Origin of the sequence: Streptomyces auratus (genome assembly GCF_050433025.1) — a bacterium.
GTDB classification, from domain to species: domain Bacteria; phylum Actinomycetota; class Actinomycetes; order Streptomycetales; family Streptomycetaceae; genus Streptomyces; species Streptomyces sioyaensis.
Window position 1 is genome coordinate 1,626,340 of sequence record NZ_JBNGCB010000003.1, and the last position, 16,800, is coordinate 1,643,139.

The following is a 16,800-nucleotide window of genomic DNA, read 5'->3' on the forward strand; positions in this document are numbered from 1 at the left end:
GGCGTCCGGAGCAATGCCGGGCACCGCCTACCCTTGACGCATGACCAGCAGCGACCGGAGCCAGGCAGTGGGCGTCAACAGAAGCTACGAGATCCGCACCTACGGGTGCCAGATGAACGTCCACGACTCCGAGCGGCTGTCCGGCCTGCTGGAGGAGGCCGGATACGTGCCCGCTCCCAAGGACGGCGAGGGCGCCGACGTGGTGGTCTTCAACACCTGCGCGGTGCGGGAGAACGCCGACAACCGGCTCTACGGCAACCTCGGTCAGCTCGCCCCGAAGAAGGCCGCGCGGCCCGGTATGCAGATCGCCGTGGGCGGCTGCCTCGCGCAGAAGGACCGGGACACCATCGTCAAGAAGGCCCCCTGGGTCGACGTGGTCTTCGGGACGCACAACATCGGCAAGCTGCCGGTCCTGCTGGAGCGCGCCCGCGTCCAGGAGGAGGCGCAGGTCGAGATCGCCGAGTCGCTGGAGGCGTTCCCCTCGACGCTGCCCACCCGGCGGGAGAGCGCCTATGCCGCATGGGTGTCCATCTCCGTGGGCTGCAACAACACCTGCACCTTCTGCATCGTGCCCGCGCTGCGCGGCAAGGAGAAGGACCGCCGGCCCGGCGACATCCTCGCCGAGGTCGAGGCACTGGTCGCCGAGGGCGTCAGCGAGATCACCCTGCTCGGCCAGAACGTCAATGCCTACGGTTCCGACATCGGCGACCGCGAGGCCTTCAGCAAGCTGCTGCGTGCCTGCGGGACGATCGAGGGCCTGGAGCGGGTCCGCTTCACCTCCCCGCACCCCCGTGACTTCACCGACGACGTCATCGCCGCCATGGCCGAGACGCCGAACGTCATGCCGCAGCTCCACATGCCGCTGCAGTCCGGCTCCGACCGTGTCCTGAAGGCGATGCGCCGCTCGTACCGCCAGGAGCGCTTCCTCGGCATCATCGAGAAGGTGCGCGCCGCGATGCCGGACGCCGCGATCTCCACCGACATCATCGTCGGCTTCCCGGGCGAGACCGAGGAGGACTTCGCGCAGACCCTCCACACGGTCCGCGAGTCCCGCTTCGCCCAGGCCTTCACCTTCCAGTACTCCAAGCGCCCCGGCACCCCCGCGGCCGACATGGAGGGCCAGATCCCCAAGGCCGTCGTCCAGGAGCGTTACGAGCGCCTGGTCGCCCTCCAGGAGGAGATCTCCTGGGCGGAGAACAAGAAGCAGGTCGGCCGCACGCTGGAGGTGCTGGTCGCCGAGGGGGAGGGCCGCAAGGACGACGCGACCCATCGGCTGTCCGGCCGGGCCGCCGACAACCGCCTCGTGCACTTCACCCGTCCCCAGGAGCCGGTCCGGCCCGGCGACATGGTGACGGTCGAGGTGACCTACGCCGCTCCGCACCACCTCCTGGCGGAGGGACCGGCCAAGGCGGTGCGCCGTACCCGCGCCGGTGACGCCTGGGAGAAGCGCACCGCCGCCCCGGCGGAGAAGCCCCAGGGCGTGCTGCTGGGCCTGCCCACCATCGGCGCCCCGGCGGCGGCCCCGGCGCCCGCGGCCGGCTGCGGCTGCGACTGACCGGTCGCACACCGGGGGCGAGCCACGGCGGGAGGGCACCGAAACCGCGTCCGCACCCGGGGCGTTACGCTGCGTGCATGCTCGTAGCCGCCGCCTTCTGCCCCTGTCCGCCGCTGCTCGTCCCGGAGGTGGCCGCCGGCGCCGCACCCGAGCTGGACGCGCTGCGCGCCGCCTGCGTGGATGCGGTCGGCGTGCTCGCCGCGGCCCGCCCCGACCGGCTGGTCGTCCTCGGCCCCGCCGACGAGGCCGGCCAGGGCCCGCACCGGCAGGGCGCCCTCGGCTCGTTCCGCGGCTTCGGGGTCGACCTCGACGTGCCGCTGGGCGCCGCCGAAACCGTGCCCGGACGGGGCCTGTCGCCGTCGCTCTCCGTCGGCGCCTGGCTGTTGTCCCGTACGGACTGGGACGACGCCCCGGTGGAGGCGCTGGGAGTGGCGCAGCCGCTGCCGCGCGAACGGTGTGTGGCGACCGGTCGGGAGATCGCCGCCGCCGCGCCCCGGGTGGCGCTGCTGGTGATGGGCGACGGCAGCGCCTGCCGGACGGTGAAGGCACCCGGCTACTTCGACGAGCGGGCCGAGCCTTTCGACGCGACGGTGGCCCACGCCCTGGGCGCCGCGGACCTCGCCGCGCTGACCGTCCTCGACGAGGAGCAGGCCACCGGCCTCCAGGTTTCGGGACGGGCCTGCTGGCAGGTCGCGGCGGGCGCGGCCGAGGACGCGGACCTGCGCGGCCGGTTGCTGCGCGAGGAGGCTCCGTACGGCGTGGGCTACTTCGTGGCGACCTGGTCGTAGCGCGGCACCGGGAGCGTACGGCGACGGCCGCGAGGCGATCCCGCCGCGCGGCCGTCGTGCCGTGTGCTGCCGGTCCGGCGGATGGGGTCCGCGCGGGCCTTCGGTCAGTGCCGCGCGCTCTCACCGGACTCGCGGTCCGCCGCGGCCGGTGCCGATTTCTGCCGGGGAATGCCGGCGCCCTCGGCCTTCTCCCCGCGCGGCCCGTCGGCGGCCGCCGGCTCGCCCGCCGGGTCACCGGATGTCTCCGGAGCCGCCACGGTCCCGTCGTCCGCCGTGACCTCGGCCGTGGGCTCGGCGTCGTCGCCGGTGTGCGCGGTGTCCCCGGACTCCGTGGCGTCCTGGGACTCCGACGGGACCTGGGACTCCGTGGTGTCCTGGCATTCCGTGGTGTCCTGAGCGTCCTCGGCGTCCGCCGAAGCGGCCGACTCCGCCGGCTCCTTCGCCGCGGCCGGCACGGCCGTAGCGGCACTCTCCTCCGTCAACACGTCGGACTTACGGCGGCGAAACCGCGAAAACACGCCCATAACTGCTCCTACGCTCTTCATGTGGCGACGTCCCGTGCCGCCCGGGGCGGACCGTTGCGCCGCCCGCGGGCGCCGGTGCTGCACCGGCTCCCGGGACCTCGCAACAGGCAACGAACCCATTGGTTGCCCGTCACGTCGCTCGTTCGAGAGGGGGGCGTGATGTTTGCGAGACTGACGGGGTGAACACCGCCGTTCCCGCTCCGCGGGTCATCGCCGTCGTCGGCCCCACCGCGGCCGGAAAGTCCGATCTGGGCGTCGCGCTCGCCCAACACCTGGGCGGCGAGGTCATCAATGCCGACTCCATGCAGCTCTACCGCGGCATGGACATCGGCACCGCCAAGCTCACCCTGGAGGAGCGGCAGGGCGTCCCGCACCGTCTCCTGGACATCTGGGACGTGACCCGCGCCGCCAGCGTCGCCGAGTACCAGCAGCTGGCCCGTGCCGAGATCGACCGGCTGCTCGCCGAGGGCCGCACCCCGGTCCTGGTCGGCGGCTCCGGCCTGTACGTACGCGGCGCCATCGACGCCCTCGACTTCCCCGGCACCGACCCGGAGGTACGCGCCCGCCTGGAGGCCGAACTGGCCGAACACGGCAGCGGCGCCCTGCACGCCCGGCTGGCCGCCGCCGACCCCCGGGCCGCTCAGGCGATCCTGGCCGGCAACGGCCGCCGCATCGTGCGCGCCCTGGAGGTCATCGAGATCACCGGCCGCCCGTTCACCGCCAACCTGCCCGGTCATGAGGCGGTCTACGACACCCTGCAGATCGGCGTGGACGTCGAGCGTCCCGAGCTCGACGAGCGGATCGCGCGGCGGGTCGACCGTATGTGGGAGGCGGGCCTGGTCGACGAGGTGCGCCGGCTGGAGGGCGAGGGGCTGCGCGAGGGCCGTACGGCGTCCCGTGCGCTGGGCTATCAGCAGGTGCTCGCCCAGCTCGCGGGGGGATGCACCGAGCAGGAGGCGCGTGATGAGACGGTGCGCGCCACCAAACGCTTCGCGCGACGCCAGGACTCGTGGTTCCGCCGGGACCCCCGGGTCCACTGGCTCAGCGGGGCCGCCGACCGCCGGGCGGAACTTCCGGAGCGGGCCCTGACGTTGCTCGAACGACCGGTCACAGCCTGATCACGTCATGGCATCGGGACGCTCCGGCCGTCATCCGGGCTCTTGAGGGCGTGTCATCATCGACCTTCGATCGAGGCGTGCAGTCTGCAGTGGGGAGGGCGCGTGGCAATGGAGGCCGGCCCTCGCAACAGAGCGCAGCAACCGGACAGCGGTGCGGAGACGGCGCCGCTGACCGATGACGGTCCGGACACCCGTGACGGGCTGTCCGGTGCCGCCGGCGACCCGCTCGCCGACCCCGGGACCCTGGACGACCCCGAGGGCTTCGACGCCGGTGCCGAAGGGCCCGGCGAGGGCGGTGAGTCCTTCCGGGAACTGCGCCCGCCGCGCCGGCTGCGGCTGTGGCAGCTGGCGCCGGTCGTCGGCCTCGCCGCTCTCGGCTCGCTGATGTTCGCCTTCCCGCTCGCCTTCGAGTTCGGCGGCGACGGCGGTGCGGTGATCGCGATGCTCGGCCTGCTGCTGTGCTGCTGCGCCGCCGGCTGGGGCATGATGGCCGCCCGCCGCGTCCACTACGCCTGGCCCGGCCTCCCGGTGCCCGGCTCCGGCGGCCGCGCCGGCTGGCGCGTGGTGCTGATCTACGCCCTCGTGGTCGCCGTCCCGGCGGCACTGGCGATCTGGCGCGTGGCGCGGCTGCGGTGAGCTGGCAGTGGGGATCTTCGCCGGTGGGTGATCGGGATGGTTGGTTGCCCGGCTAGTTGTTTCCCTGGCTGGTCGTTTCCCCGGCTAGTCGTTTCCCCGGTTGGTTTTTTCCCTGCCGCCCACCCCCCTTCGGGGGGTGGGCGGGTGTAGAGGGCAGGTTCGGCCCGCACACGTGCCGCCTCCCGCCGCCACCCCTACGCCCCGCACGGGCTCGCCCCCAGCCAAAGCGCGCACCCACCTCGCCCCCCACAACCCCTGCACCCCCCGCCCTCCCCGTACGATGCCAAGGTGACCAGTACGCAGCGCCTCGCCTTCCTCAAGGGCCACGGCACCGAGAACGACTTCGTGATCGTCCCCGACCCGGACGGGCTTCTCGACCTGTCCGCGGCCGCCGTCGCCAGGATCTGTGACCGGCGGGCCGGCCTCGGTGGCGACGGTGTGCTGCGCGTCGTCCGGTCCGCCGCGCACCCGGAGGCGCGTGACCAGGCCGGCGAGGCCGAGTGGTTCATGGACTACCGCAACGGCGACGGCTCGATCGCCGAGATGTGCGGCAACGGCGTCCGCGTCTTCGCGCGCTATCTGCTGCACGCCGGCCTGGTCGAGGCCGGCGACCTCGCCATCGCCACCCGCGCCGGCATCCGCCGTGTCCACCTCGCCAAGAGCGGCGATGTGACGGTCTCCATGGGCCGCGCCGAGCTCCCCGAGGAGAGCGTCGTCGTCACGCTCGACGGCCGCAGCTGGCCGGCCCGCAACGTGAACATGGGCAATCCGCACGCCGTCGCCTTCGTGGCGGATCTGGCCCACGCCGGCGACCTGCGGGACGTACCGCCGTTCAGCCCAGCGGCGGTTTATCCCGACGGCGTCAACATCGAGTTCGTCGTCGACCGCGGTCCGCACCATGTGGCGATGCGGGTCCACGAGCGCGGCTCGGGGGAGACCCGGTCCTGCGGCACCGGCGCCTGCGCGGTCGCCGTCGCGGCCGCCCGCAGGGACGGACTGGACCCGGCCGCCACCGGAGTCCCCGTCACCTACACCGTCGATGTGCTCGGCGGCAGCCTGACGATCACCGAGCTGCCCGATGGCACGGTGGAGATGACCGGGCCCGCCGAGATCGTCGCCGAGGGCACCTTCGAGGCCGCCTGGCTGGCCGGCGCGCTCGCCTGACGCACCCCACGGCGTCCCGGGTTCCGCGCTCGCACGAGGAGCGGTTCCGGCCAAAAGATTCGCTCGAACGGGTGATCCGTATCACTCTGAGCAAGAGGCGAACAGCGCTGCGTGATGGGCTCGATAGCATCAAGCACCGGCCCGGACGTCGGAACCGACGCATCCCACCGCCGGTCGACGCTGCCGGAGGTGCCCATGAGCGCAGAGGCCACTGACCCTGGTAACCATGGAGCGGCGGCCCGCAAGCGCGGCCGCCGCCGACTGGAACTCCGAGGGCTGCGCCGTATCGGCCGCGCCGCGCTGCTCGGCCCGGCCCCGCGCGACGGCCTCCCGCACGCGATGAAGCACGTCGCCAAGGTGCACCGCCACCACCACCCGGACGCCGATCTGGATACCCTCGCCCAGGCCTATCTGCTCGCCGAGTCCTCGCACCGCGGGCAGGTGCGCAAGAGCGGCGAGCCGTACATCACCCACCCGCTCGCGGTGACCCTCATCCTCGCCGAACTGGGCGCGGAGACCACGACCTTGACCGCCTCTCTGCTCCACGACACCGTCGAGGACACGGAAGTGACGCTGGATCAGGTACGCGAACTGTTCGGGGCGGAGGTCTGTTATCTCGTCGACGGCGTCACCAAACTGGAGAAGGTCGACTACGGCGCCGCCGCGGAGCCGGAGACCTTCCGCAAGATGCTGGTGGCGACGGGCAACGACGTCCGGGTGATGTCCATCAAACTCGCCGACCGGCTGCACAACATGCGCACCCTCGGCGTGATGCGCCCCGAGAAGCAGGCCCGGATCGCCAAGGTGACCCGCGATGTGCTGATCCCGCTCGCCGAACGCCTCGGTGTCCAGGCGCTGAAGGCCGAGCTGGAGGACCTGGTCTTCGCGATCCTGCACCCCGAGGAGTACGCCACCACCCGGGCCCTGGTCGGGGAGTACGCCAGGCGGCCCGATCCGCTCGCCGTCCTCGCCGCGCGGATGCGCACGGTCCTGGACGAGGCCGGCATCGACGCCGAAGTCCACGTCCGCCCACGGCACTTCGTCTCCGTGCACCGCGTACGCCTCGCGCGCCGCGAGCTGACCGGCGCGGACCTGGGGCGGCTGCTGGTACTGGTGGCCGAGGACGCCGACTGCTATGCCGTCCTCGGCGAGCTGCACACCTGCTTCACCCCGGTCGTCTCCGAGTTCAAGGACTTCATCGCGGCCCCCAAGTTCAACCTCTACCAGTCGCTGCACACCGCGGTCACCGGCCCGTCGGGGGAGATCGCCGAGACCCTGATCCGTACGCACCAGATGCACCGGGTCGCCGAGGCCGGGGTGATCGCGCTGGGCAATCCGTACGCACCCACCGACGGCGCGGACGCCCCCGAGGGCGAGCGGGCCGACCCGACCCGCCCCGGATGGCTCTCCCGGCTGCTGGAGTGGCAGCGCACCACCCCCGACCCGGACACCTTCTGGACCTCGCTGCGCGACGATCTCGCCCAGGACCGGGAGATCACGGTCTTCTGCGCCGACGCCCCGTCGGACGGCTCGTCCGGCCCCTCGGGCGGCACCATCGGCCTGCCCGCCGGGGCCAGTTGCGTGGATGCCGCATACGAGCGGCACGGCGAGGCGGCCCACTGCTGTATCGGCGCCCGGGTCAACGGCCGGCTCGCCACCCTCTCCACCGTCCTGCACGACGGCGACAGCCTGCAGCTGCTGATGGCCCCGGACTCCGCGGCCGGCCCGCTGCCCGAGTGGCTCGAACACGCCCGCACGCCCGCCGCCCGGCTCGCCATCGCCCGCTGGCTGGCCGGGCGGCAGGAGCCCGGCGCCCGCCCGGCGGGGCCCGGCGAGACGGGCGCCGCGGTGCCCCCCGCCGACCGCCGCGGCGCAGGCCAGGTCCGCTCCGGCGCCGGCCCGGTCCCCGCCTCGCTGCTCGCGGTGGCGGATCTGCCGGGTGCGGCGGTCCGGCTGGCCGGCTGCTGCACCCCCGTGCCGCCGGACACCGTCACCGGATTCGCCGTACGCGGCGGCACGGTCACCGTGCACCGCGCCCTGTGCCCCGTCGTGGCGCGGATGGCCGCCACCGGCCGGCAGCCGGTCGGGGTGCGCTGGCGCGGCGCCGGCCACGGCGGCCAAGGCTGCCGGGTCACCCTCCTGGCCGAGGCCTTCAGCCGGCCGCACCTCCTCGCCGACCTCACCGAAGCCATCGCCTCCCAGGGTGCCGCCGTGGTGTCGGCCGCCGTCGAACCCCCGCACGAACAGCGGGTCCGCCACACCTACACCCTGCATCTGCCGAACGCCGCCGGACTGCCGTCCCTGATGCGCGCCATGCGCCAAGTGCCGGGCGTCTTCGACGTGTTGCGGGCCGGCCGCGCCCGGCAGGCCGCAGTGCTGGGCCCCTGAACTTCCCCGGGGGGCCGGAAAGGTGACGGTCCGTCGGAAGCGTCTCCGCCTGGCGGCGTAAGACGGGCGCCCGATCCGCCGCCCGTTCGGGTGCCGTTTGCCGCCTCACCCGCGCCGGAGGGGGCCGCGTTGGTAGCCGTAGTGCATGTCCCTTCCCCTGCGTCGCCCGTCCCGCGACCCCGCTCGCGCCGTCCCCGCCCGCGCTCTGCCCCGTACCCTGCGCGGCCGGCTCCGGTCAGCTGTGCGCCGGGCCGCCGTCCTCGGGCTGGCCGCCGCCTGCCTCGGCCTGACCGCACCACCGGCGTCCGTAGGGGCGCAAGGCCTCGGTGACCGCCTCTTCCCCACCCTCGGCAACACCGGCTACGACGTCACGTCCTACGACGTCTCCCTGGACTACTCCGGCCACAACGACCGGCCGATGAACGTCACCACCGAGATCACCGCCGAGGCCACCACCGAGCTCGACCACCTCAACCTCGACTTCGCCCGCGGCACCGTACGCTCCGTGACGATCGGCGGCCTGCCCGCCCGGCACGAGCAGAACGGCGAGGACCTCGTAGTCACCCCGGCCTTCCACGTCTCCCGGGGACAGGAGGTGAAGATCTCCGTCCAGCACACCACCGACCCGCGCGGCACGGCCGACGGCGGCTGGATCCGCACCGCCGACGGGCTGGCGATGGCCAACCAGGCCGATGCCGCGCACCGCGTCTTCCCCTGCAACGACCACCCCTCCGACAAGGCGCTCTTCACCTTCCGCATCACCGCGCCCCAGCAGCTGACCGCCGTCGCCAACGGGCTGCCCCAGGGCACCGCCACCCGCGCGGCCCGCCGCACCTGGACCTACCGCACCGCCCACCCCATGGCGACCGAACTCGCCCAGGTCTCCATCGGGAAGACCAGCGTGCTGCTGCACCACGGGCCCCACGGCCTGCCGATCCGCGACGTCGTACCGACCGCGGACCGTGCCGCCCTCGCGCGCTGGCTGGGCCGGACCCCGGACCACGTGGCCTGGATGGAGCGCAAGGTCGGCCCCTACCCCTTCGAGGCGTACGGGGTGCTGATCGCCAATGCCACCACCGGCTTCGAGCTGGAGACCCAGACCCTCTCGCTCTTCGAGAAGCCCCTGTTCGGCGCGAACCAGCTGCCCGCCTGGTACGTCGAGTCGGTGATGGTGCACGAGCTGGCCCACCAGTGGTTCGGCGACAGCGTCAGCCCGCGCCGCTGGTCCGACGTCTGGCTCAACGAGGCCCATGCCACCTGGTACGAGGCCCTCTACGCCCAGGAGCGGGGCGACAAGCGGGCCTCGCTGGAGACGCGTATGCACCGCGCCTACCAGCAGTCCAACGGCTGGCGCGCCGAGGGCGGGCCGCCCGCCGCGCCCAAGGCCCCCAGCCCGGGACAGAAGATCAGCATCTTCCGCCCGGTCGTCTACGACGGCAGCGCGCTGGTCCTGTACGCCCTGCGCCAGAAGATCGGCCCCGCGGCCTTCGAGCGCCTCGAACGCGAGTGGGTGGCCCGGCACCGTGACGGTGTGGCCGACACCGCTGACTTCGTCCAGCTGGCCTCGGAGGTCGCCGGAGCGCCCCTCACCGACTTCTTCCAGGACTGGCTCTACGGCGACCGGACCCCGCCGATGCCGGGGCACCCGGACTGGCGCTCCGCGGGCGCGGTGACCACCCCCGTGCCCAAGGGGACCGCCGAGGCACCGGCACCCAAGAGCACCGGCGGGACCGCGGCGCACAAGGGAGCCGCGGGAACGCCCGTGCCCAAGGCTGCCGCCCGGACTCCCGGCCCGAACGGTGCCGCCGGGACCCCCGCGCCCCAGGGGACTGCTCGGGTCCCTGCGTCCTAGGGGCCCGCCAGGGGTCCTGTGCCCCAGGGGTCTGCCCGGGCGCCCCGGCACCGGGGGAGGGGCCGGAACCCCGGGGAAACCCGCGTGACGGCCCTTTCCGGTCGTGGGACCATCATGGGGTCGGCTCCGGCCGGACCGGGGAATCTCCGGGACGGCTCGGACGTTGACACCTTCGACGGCCGCGGGTCTCCCGCGACGGTCGGGCACCACCGACAGTCCCGGTGGGGGCAGCAGGTCCCCGCAAGGGCTCACCGACGACGCAAAGGATCAAATGACCTCCTCTTCTTCCCTTCCGCAGGACCGGCAGCGCCTCTCCGAGAGCCTTCGGGCCCACGCCCTGATGGAAGAGGACGTCGCCTGGAGCCACGAGATCGACGGGGAGCGTGACGGCGAGCAGTACGACCGTTCGGCGCGTGCCGCGCTGCGCCGTGTAGCGGGCCTCTCCACCGAGCTCGAGGACGTCACCGAGGTCGAGTACCGGCAGCTCCGTCTGGAGCGGGTGGTGCTCGTCGGCGTCTGGACCACGGGCACGGTCCAGGAGGCGGAGAACTCGCTCGCCGAGCTCGCCGCCCTGGCCGAAACTGCCGGCGCTCTGGTGCTCGACGGCGTCATCCAGCGCCGCGACAAGCCCGACCCGGCCACCTACATCGGCTCGGGCAAGGCCCTGGAGCTGCGCGACATCGTGCTCGAATCCGGGGCGGACACCGTGGTCTGTGACGGTGAGCTCTCCCCGGGCCAGCTGATCCACCTCGAGGACGTCGTCAAGGTCAAGGTGGTCGACCGGACCGCCCTGATCCTCGACATCTTCGCCCAGCACGCCAAGTCCCGGGAGGGCAAGGCGCAGGTCTCGCTGGCGCAGATGCAGTACATGCTCCCCAGGCTCCGTGGCTGGGGCCAGTCGCTGTCCCGGCAGATGGGTGGTGGTGGCTCCGGTTCGGCCGGCGGCGGTATGGCCACCCGTGGCCCCGGTGAGACCAAGATCGAGACGGACCGTCGGCGGATCCGCGAGAAGATGGCGAAGATGCGCCGGGAGATCGCGGAGATGAAGACCGGCCGGGACATCAAGCGCCAGGAGCGCCGGCGCCACAAGGTCCCCTCGGTCGCCATCGCCGGCTACACCAACGCCGGCAAGTCCTCGCTGCTCAACCGCCTCACCGGCGCCGGTGTCCTGGTGGAGAACGCCCTGTTCGCCACCCTGGACCCGACCGTCCGCCGGGCCGAGACGCCCAGCGGACGGCTCTACACCCTCGCCGACACCGTCGGCTTCGTCCGGCATCTCCCGCATCACCTGGTCGAGGCGTTCCGCTCCACGATGGAGGAGGTCGGCGATTCCGATCTCATCCTGCATGTGGTCGACGGTTCGCATCCGGTGCCCGAGGAGCAGCTGGCCGCCGTACGCGAGGTGATCCGCGAGGTGGGCGCGACGGACGTGCCCGAGATCGTGGTCGTCAACAAGGCCGACGCGGCCGATCCGCTGGTGCTCCAGCGGCTGCTGCGCCAGGAGAAGCACGCGCTGGCGGTCTCGGCCCGTACGGGCCAGGGCATGGCGGAGCTGCTGGAGCTGCTCGACGAGGAACTCCCCCGGCCGCGGGTCGAGATCGAGGTGCTGGTGCCCTACACCCAGGGCGCCCTGGTCTCGCGGGCGCATTCCGAGGGCGAGGTCATCTCCGAGGAGCACACTGCCGACGGCACGGTCCTCAAGGCGCGGGTGCACGAGGAACTGGCCGCCGCGTTCGAGCCGTTCGTGGCGGCGGCGTAACCGCTGCCAGGAACGGAAGAGGCCCGCCCCCGGGAGACCGGGAGCGGGCCTTCGTCCTGTCCGTGGACAGGAGGGCGCCGCGCACGGCGCCCTCCTCACCGGGCTACTGCTTGGCCGCCCACTTCTGGCTCATCTTGTCGAAGAGGGACTTGGCCTCGGGGCCCAGGTGCGGGCCGGCCGACCAGCGGGCCGGACGCGGCCCCATCGACATGTTGGAGACCAGCACCGGCTTGCCGTCGGCGCCCTTGATGAACCAGGGGCCACCGGAGGAACCGCCGGTCATGGTGCAGCCGATCCGGTACATGGTCGGCTTCTTGGCGTCCATCGACAGCCGGGTCGGCTTGTCGGTGCACTGCTGCTGCGCCGCGCCGTCGAACGGCGGCTCGGCCGGGTAACCCTGCGCCGTCAGGCTCGGGATCTTGGCCATCGCCGGCGCGTTGAAGTCGACCTGGTAGGCGCCGCCGGCCACCTCTTCCAGCGACTTGCCGCCGGTGTTCTCCTCCGGCTTCACATGCATCAGCGCGAAGTCGTACGGGGCCATCGGCACGCCGGGAACGGCGCCGCCGGCCTTGATCCACTCGCTGGACGTCGCCATGTCGTCCGCCCACCACTTGCCCGACGGGACGCGGTCCTCGAAGGGGGTGGTCTTCAATTTGTCGGCGGTGCCGCCGTTCTTGTTGAAGTTCGGCACGAACATCATGTTGCGGTACCAGCCGCCGTTCTTGCCGGCGTGCACACAGTGCGCCGCGGTCCACACCAGGTTGGACTTACCGGGGTGCGCCGGGTCCTTGACGACGGTGGCGGAGCAACGCGAGCCGCCCTCAGGGGTGCTGAACAGCAGCAGGCCCACACCGGGGGCGGTGGAGGTGTACGGGGTCCTGACGGCCTGGGCCGGGACGGCGGCGGGCTCAGGGTCGGTCTTGCCCTGGTCCTCGGAGATGTCCTCGGGCTTGCTGGGGTCCTGGGGCGGCTTGACCTTGTCGATCTTGTCCTTGTCCCAGAAGTCCTTGATGATCGGGTTGATGAACTCCCCGGCCTCCCGGAGCCACTTGTCCCGGTCCCAGTTCTTCCACTCGCCGTTCTTCCACTTGTCCAGGTTGACGCCGTGTTCCTTGAGCTTGTCCTGGATGTCCTTGGGGATCTTGAAATCACCCCCGCCCGTGGTGTCCTGGGCCGCGGCCTGGCTGGGCTTGGCGTCCGCGTTGTCGCCCTCCGGTCCGCAGCCGGTGGCGGTCAGCGCCATGACGGCGGTGAGGGCGGCGGCGGCCAGGACTGGCCGACGTATGGATCGCATGGGTGAGTTCCCCCTGGTGAATTCGGCCTGAGCCGGTGTGACTTCTGCGGTGCTGCGCCGTTTTGTTCTTTGTCATGAACCCCAAGATCCGGCGCAACACCCCACTATGCCGGTGACGATGGGGACGGCGGAACTCGGGTCCCCGGTTTCACGCCCCTCAAGGATCTTGTCCTCAGCCGTGATCCCGGGTCCCCGCCGTCGTTGGTACGTACGGGGGACGGCCGGGCTGCCCGCAGGGCCCGCGCGGCTTTCAGCCGCTCACCAGCAGGAGGACACAACTGCCGTGGCGTTGACCGAATCCGTGCCGGCGGCCGCGCCGCCGGCCCACCAGGGGATCCTGCGCCGACAGTCCCTGCGTGAGTCCGCTGCCCGTACGTACGCCCGCTCGCTGCCCATCGTTCCGGTGCGCGCCCGCGGGCTGACCATCGAGGGCGCCGACGGCAGGCGCTATCTCGACTGTCTCTCCGGCGCCGGCACCCTGGCGCTCGGCCACAACCACCCCGTGGTGCTCGAAGCGATCCGTGCGGTCCTCGACTCCGGGGCACCCCTGCACATCCTCGACCTGGCCACGCCTGTCAAGGACGCCTTCACCACCGAGCTCTTCGCCACGCTGCCCAGGGAGTTGGCCGAAAAGGGGCGCATCCAGTTCTGCGGCCCGGCCGGCACGGACGCCGTCGAGGCCGCCTTCACCCTCGTCCGCACCGCGACCGGCCGGGAGGGGCTGATGGCCTTCTCCGGCGCCTATCACGGCATGACCGCACAGGCGCTCGCCGCCTCCGGGGGAGCGCAGCACACCAGCGTGGCCCGGCTGCCCTATCCGTACGACTACCGCTGTCCGTTCGGCACCGGCGGTGAGCGGGGCGCCGAACTCGCCGCGCGCTGGACCCAGAGCCTGCTCGACGACCACAAGAGCGGGGTGCCGGGGCCGGCCGGGATGATCCTGGAACCCGTCCAGGGCGAAGGCGGCGTGATTCCCGCGCCGGACAGCTGGCTGCGGCGGATGCGGGAGCTCACCGCCGCCCGGCAGATCCCGCTGATCGTGGACGAGGTGCAGACCGGCGTCGGCCGCACCGGCACCTTCTGGGCGGTCGAACACAGCGGCATCGTGCCCGATGTGCTCGTGCTGTCGAAGGCCATTGGCGGCAGTCTGCCGCTGGCCGTGATCGTCTACCGCGAGGAACTCGACGGCTGGCAGCCCGGCGCCCATGCGGGCACCTTCCGCGGCAACCAGCTCGCCATGGCCGCCGGACGGGCCACCCTCGCCTACGTCCGGGAGAACGGCCTCGACCGGCGTGCCGGGGAGCTCGGCGCCCGGATGCTCGCCCGGCTCACCTCCCTCGCCGGCGCCCACGACTGCATCGGCGACGTCCGCGGCCGCGGACTGATGCTCGGGGTCGAAATCGTCGACCGCGACGCCGATGCCGATGCCCACGGCGCCCGCCCCGCCGATCCGCGGCTCGCCGCGGCCGTCCAGCACGCCTGCCTGGACCGCGGCCTGATCGTCGAACTGGGCGGCCGGCACTCCGCCGTCGTCCGGCTGCTGCCACCCCTGACCATCACCGACGAACAGGCGGACGCGATCCTCGACCGCCTCGCCGACGCCATCACGGCGGCGGTCCGCATCATCCCCGGGCCGACGGGCTCGTCCCCCACGACAATGCGAGGCATCTCCCCATGAACGAACGACCCGGCCCCGACGGCGGTCAGCCTGCCGAGCGCGTCCCCGCCCACCAGGGCGCCGGCACCATCGAGTCGGTGCCGCGTCAGCAGCGCCGCGCCGCGGACCACGCCTGCCACACCCACGAGGACGCCGGCCGGGCCGCCGCTCACGGCAGCCCGGGACCGTACGACCGTGCCCGCTGCGGTGCGCACGATCCGCTCGACCACCCCGATCCGGCGGTCGCCGCCGACGCCGCGGGCATCGAGCATCTGCTGCGCTGCTGGCTGCGCGAGAGCGGCACCCACCATCCGGCCGACGGCCGGCTGCGCATCCCGCTGCACGCCGCCGCCGGCGCCCTGCACATCCCCGTGCGCTACTGGTCACCGACCGGCTGGCACCGCCTGGGCGCCCCCACCCTCGAAGGCGCCCCGGCCGGGGCCGCCCCGCTGGACGCCGTCACCCTCGCCGCGCTGCTGCGCCGGGAGGCCGCGCACGGCGACCGCCGGGCATCCGACGGCGGGGAGCACCGCGTGGCGGACGCCGACGAGCGGCCGGACCCGGACACCGGGCAGCAGCACGCACCGGACGGCGACGGCGCCGAACTCATCGGCCGCGTCGCCAACTCCGTCCGCAATGTCGCCACGTTCCTCACCGACCGGCGTGCCCGGCCCGCCGACGACCACGGCGCCCTCTTCCTCGAAGCCGAACAGTCCCTCCTCCTCGGCCATCCGCTGCACCCCACGCCCAAGAGCCGCGAGGGGCTCTCCGACGCCGAACTCCGCGCGTATTCGCCCGAAATGCGCGGCGCCTTCCGGCTGCACTGGATGGCCGTGCACCGCTCGGTCCTGGCCGCCGACTCCGCCTGGACCGAACGCGGCAAGCCCGTACCCGCCGAGCGGCTGGTGCTGCGCCTCGCCGGGGACGGTCTGCAACTCCCCGACGAGACGGTGCCGTTGCCGCTGCACCCCTGGCAGGCCAGGGAACTCGCCGACCGCCCCGAGACCGCCGCCCTGCGCGCGGCCGGCCTGCTCCACGACCTCGGCGCCCACGGCGCCCCCTGGCACCCCACCTCCTCCGTCCGCACGGTCTACCGCCCCGACACGCACGCCATGCTCAAGCTCTCCCTCGGGCTGCGCATCACCAACTCCCGCCGGGAGAATCTCCGCAAGGAACTGGCCCGCGGTGTCGAGGTGCACCGCCTGCTGCGTACCGGCCTCGCCGAGCAGTGGCAGTCCGTGCACCCGGGCTTCGACATCGTCCGCGACCCGGCCTATCTGGCCGTCGACGGCCTTGCCGGCGAACCCGTCCAGGGCCTCGATGTCGTCATCCGCCACAACCCCTTCAGCACCACCGACGACGCCGTCTGCATCGCCGGCCTCACCTCGCCCCGGCCCTGGCCCGGCCACCCCGGGGTGCGCTCCCGGCTCGAGGACCTCGTCACCACGCTCGGCGCCCGCACCGGCCGCACCCTCGACGCGGTGGCGACCGAATGGTTCCTGCGCTATCTCGAAGTGGTCGTACGGCCTCTCCTGTGGCTCGACGGCACCGCCGGCATCGTCCTGGAGGCCCACCAGCAGAACACCCTGGTGCTGCTGGACCCCGACGGCTGGCCGGTCGGCGGCCGCTACCGCGACAACCAGGGCTACTACTTCCGCGCCTCCCGCCGCGCCGAGCTGGAACGCCGGCTGCCCGGTATCGGTGCCGCCAGCGACACCTTCGTCTCCGATGACGTCACCGACGAACGGTTCGCCTACTACCTCGGCATCAACAACGTCCTCGGACTCATCGGAGCCTTCGGCGCCCAGCGCCTGGTCCGCGAGGAGATCCTGCTCGCCGCCTTCCGGCGGTTCCTCGCCGATGCCGCCGCGGCCCCCCGCGCCCACCGCTCGCCCCTCCCCGAGCAGCTGCTGGCCGCCCGCACGCTGCGCTGCAAGGCCAACCTGGCGACCCGGCTGCACGGCCTGGACGAACTCGTCGGCCCCGTCGAGACCCAGTCCGTCTACGTCACCCTGCCCAACCCCCTCGCCCCGTAGCCGCCCACCGCATCCCCCGACAGCAGCAT

The 16,800-nt window shown here is 72.9% G+C and carries 12 protein-coding genes; 10 read left to right on the plus strand and 2 right to left on the minus strand.

All coding sequences use genetic code 11. From position 1 onward, the window contains the following. The first annotated feature begins 40 nt into the window (after positions 1 to 40). Both miaB and BKA18_RS26825 read left to right on the plus strand, forming a co-directional pair. Positions 41 to 1,555: a tRNA (N6-isopentenyl adenosine(37)-C2)-methylthiotransferase MiaB gene (gene miaB, locus BKA18_RS26820; RefSeq protein ID WP_366046823.1), complete on the plus strand. Its 1,515-nt coding sequence runs from the start codon at positions 41 to 43 to the stop codon at positions 1,553 to 1,555. Between the two features lie 77 nt (positions 1,556 to 1,632). Next, positions 1,633 to 2,343: a class III extradiol dioxygenase subunit B-like domain-containing protein gene (locus BKA18_RS26825; RefSeq protein WP_366046824.1), complete on the plus strand. Its 711-nt coding sequence runs from the start codon at positions 1,633 to 1,635 to the stop codon at positions 2,341 to 2,343. 104 nt (positions 2,344 to 2,447) lie between these two features. Here BKA18_RS26825 and BKA18_RS26830 read toward each other — a convergent pair whose 3' ends face one another. Beyond that, positions 2,448 to 2,861 carry a hypothetical protein gene (locus BKA18_RS26830; RefSeq protein ID WP_366046825.1) on the minus strand — a complete coding sequence of 138 codons (414 nt, stop codon included), beginning with the start codon at positions 2,859 to 2,861 and terminating at the stop codon, positions 2,448 to 2,450. A 185-nt stretch (positions 2,862 to 3,046) separates the two neighbouring features. Here BKA18_RS26830 and miaA point away from each other — a divergent pair, with 185 nt between their 5' ends. From miaA to hflX, 6 genes are all read left to right on the plus strand, one after another. Next, on the plus strand, positions 3,047 to 3,985 hold the full coding sequence (miaA, locus tag BKA18_RS26835) for a tRNA (adenosine(37)-N6)-dimethylallyltransferase MiaA (RefSeq protein ID WP_366046826.1): 939 nt from the start codon (positions 3,047 to 3,049) through the stop codon (positions 3,983 to 3,985). 108 nt (positions 3,986 to 4,093) lie between these two features. After that, the gene (locus BKA18_RS26840) at positions 4,094 to 4,621 is read left to right on the plus strand and encodes a hypothetical protein (protein WP_366046921.1); all 528 of its coding nucleotides are present in this window, start codon (positions 4,094 to 4,096) and stop codon (positions 4,619 to 4,621) included. Between the two features lie 288 nt (positions 4,622 to 4,909). Next, a complete protein-coding gene (gene dapF / locus BKA18_RS26845; protein ID WP_366046828.1) occupies positions 4,910 to 5,785 on the plus strand; it encodes a diaminopimelate epimerase in 876 nt (291 codons plus the stop codon). A gap of 195 nt (positions 5,786 to 5,980) precedes the next feature. Then, positions 5,981 to 8,173 carry a RelA/SpoT family protein gene (locus tag BKA18_RS26850; protein ID WP_366046830.1) on the plus strand — a complete coding sequence of 731 codons (2,193 nt, stop codon included), beginning with the start codon at positions 5,981 to 5,983 and terminating at the stop codon, positions 8,171 to 8,173. A 145-nt stretch (positions 8,174 to 8,318) separates the two neighbouring features. Continuing rightward, the gene (locus BKA18_RS26855; RefSeq protein ID WP_366046831.1) at positions 8,319 to 10,025 is read left to right on the plus strand and encodes a M1 family metallopeptidase; all 1,707 of its coding nucleotides are present in this window, start codon (positions 8,319 to 8,321) and stop codon (positions 10,023 to 10,025) included. A 271-nt stretch (positions 10,026 to 10,296) separates the two neighbouring features. Beyond that, entirely contained in the window at positions 10,297 to 11,784 is a 1,488-nt protein-coding gene (gene hflX / locus BKA18_RS26860) for a GTPase HflX (protein WP_006602691.1), read from the plus strand. Positions 11,785 to 11,887: 103 nt separating this feature from the next. Here the strand turns inward: hflX and BKA18_RS26865 are convergent, their stop codons facing one another. Continuing rightward, positions 11,888 to 13,078: a trypsin-like serine peptidase gene (locus tag BKA18_RS26865; protein WP_366046832.1), complete on the minus strand. Its 1,191-nt coding sequence runs from the start codon at positions 13,076 to 13,078 to the stop codon at positions 11,888 to 11,890. 283 nt (positions 13,079 to 13,361) lie between these two features. Here BKA18_RS26865 and BKA18_RS26870 point away from each other — a divergent pair, with 283 nt between their 5' ends. Both BKA18_RS26870 and BKA18_RS26875 read left to right on the plus strand, forming a co-directional pair. Next, a complete protein-coding gene (locus BKA18_RS26870) occupies positions 13,362 to 14,756 on the plus strand; it encodes a diaminobutyrate--2-oxoglutarate transaminase family protein (RefSeq protein WP_366046833.1) in 1,395 nt (464 codons plus the stop codon). After that, entirely contained in the window at positions 14,753 to 16,771 is a 2,019-nt protein-coding gene (locus BKA18_RS26875; protein ID WP_366046834.1) for an IucA/IucC family protein, read from the plus strand. The genes BKA18_RS26870 and BKA18_RS26875 overlap by 4 nt, the downstream gene beginning before the upstream one ends. The last annotated feature ends 29 nt before the right edge of the window (positions 16,772 to 16,800 follow it).

Coding starts and splice junctions, on each gene's coding strand:
- BKA18_RS26825 (WP_366046824.1), top strand. CDS start 1,633: ATGCTCGTAGCCGCCGCCTTCTGCCCCTGTCCGCCGCTGCTCGTCCCG.
- hflX (WP_006602691.1), top strand. CDS start 10,297: ATGACCTCCTCTTCTTCCCTTCCGCAGGACCGGCAGCGCCTCTCCGAG.
- BKA18_RS26875 (WP_366046834.1), top strand. CDS start 14,753: ATGAACGAACGACCCGGCCCCGACGGCGGTCAGCCTGCCGAGCGCGTC.
- BKA18_RS26850 (WP_366046830.1), top strand. CDS start 5,981: ATGAGCGCAGAGGCCACTGACCCTGGTAACCATGGAGCGGCGGCCCGC.
- miaB (WP_366046823.1), top strand. CDS start 41: ATGACCAGCAGCGACCGGAGCCAGGCAGTGGGCGTCAACAGAAGCTAC.
- BKA18_RS26865 (WP_366046832.1), bottom strand. CDS start 13,078: ATGCGATCCATACGTCGGCCAGTCCTGGCCGCCGCCGCCCTCACCGCC.
- BKA18_RS26840 (WP_366046921.1), top strand. CDS start 4,094: ATGGAGGCCGGCCCTCGCAACAGAGCGCAGCAACCGGACAGCGGTGCG.
- BKA18_RS26855 (WP_366046831.1), top strand. CDS start 8,319: ATGTCCCTTCCCCTGCGTCGCCCGTCCCGCGACCCCGCTCGCGCCGTC.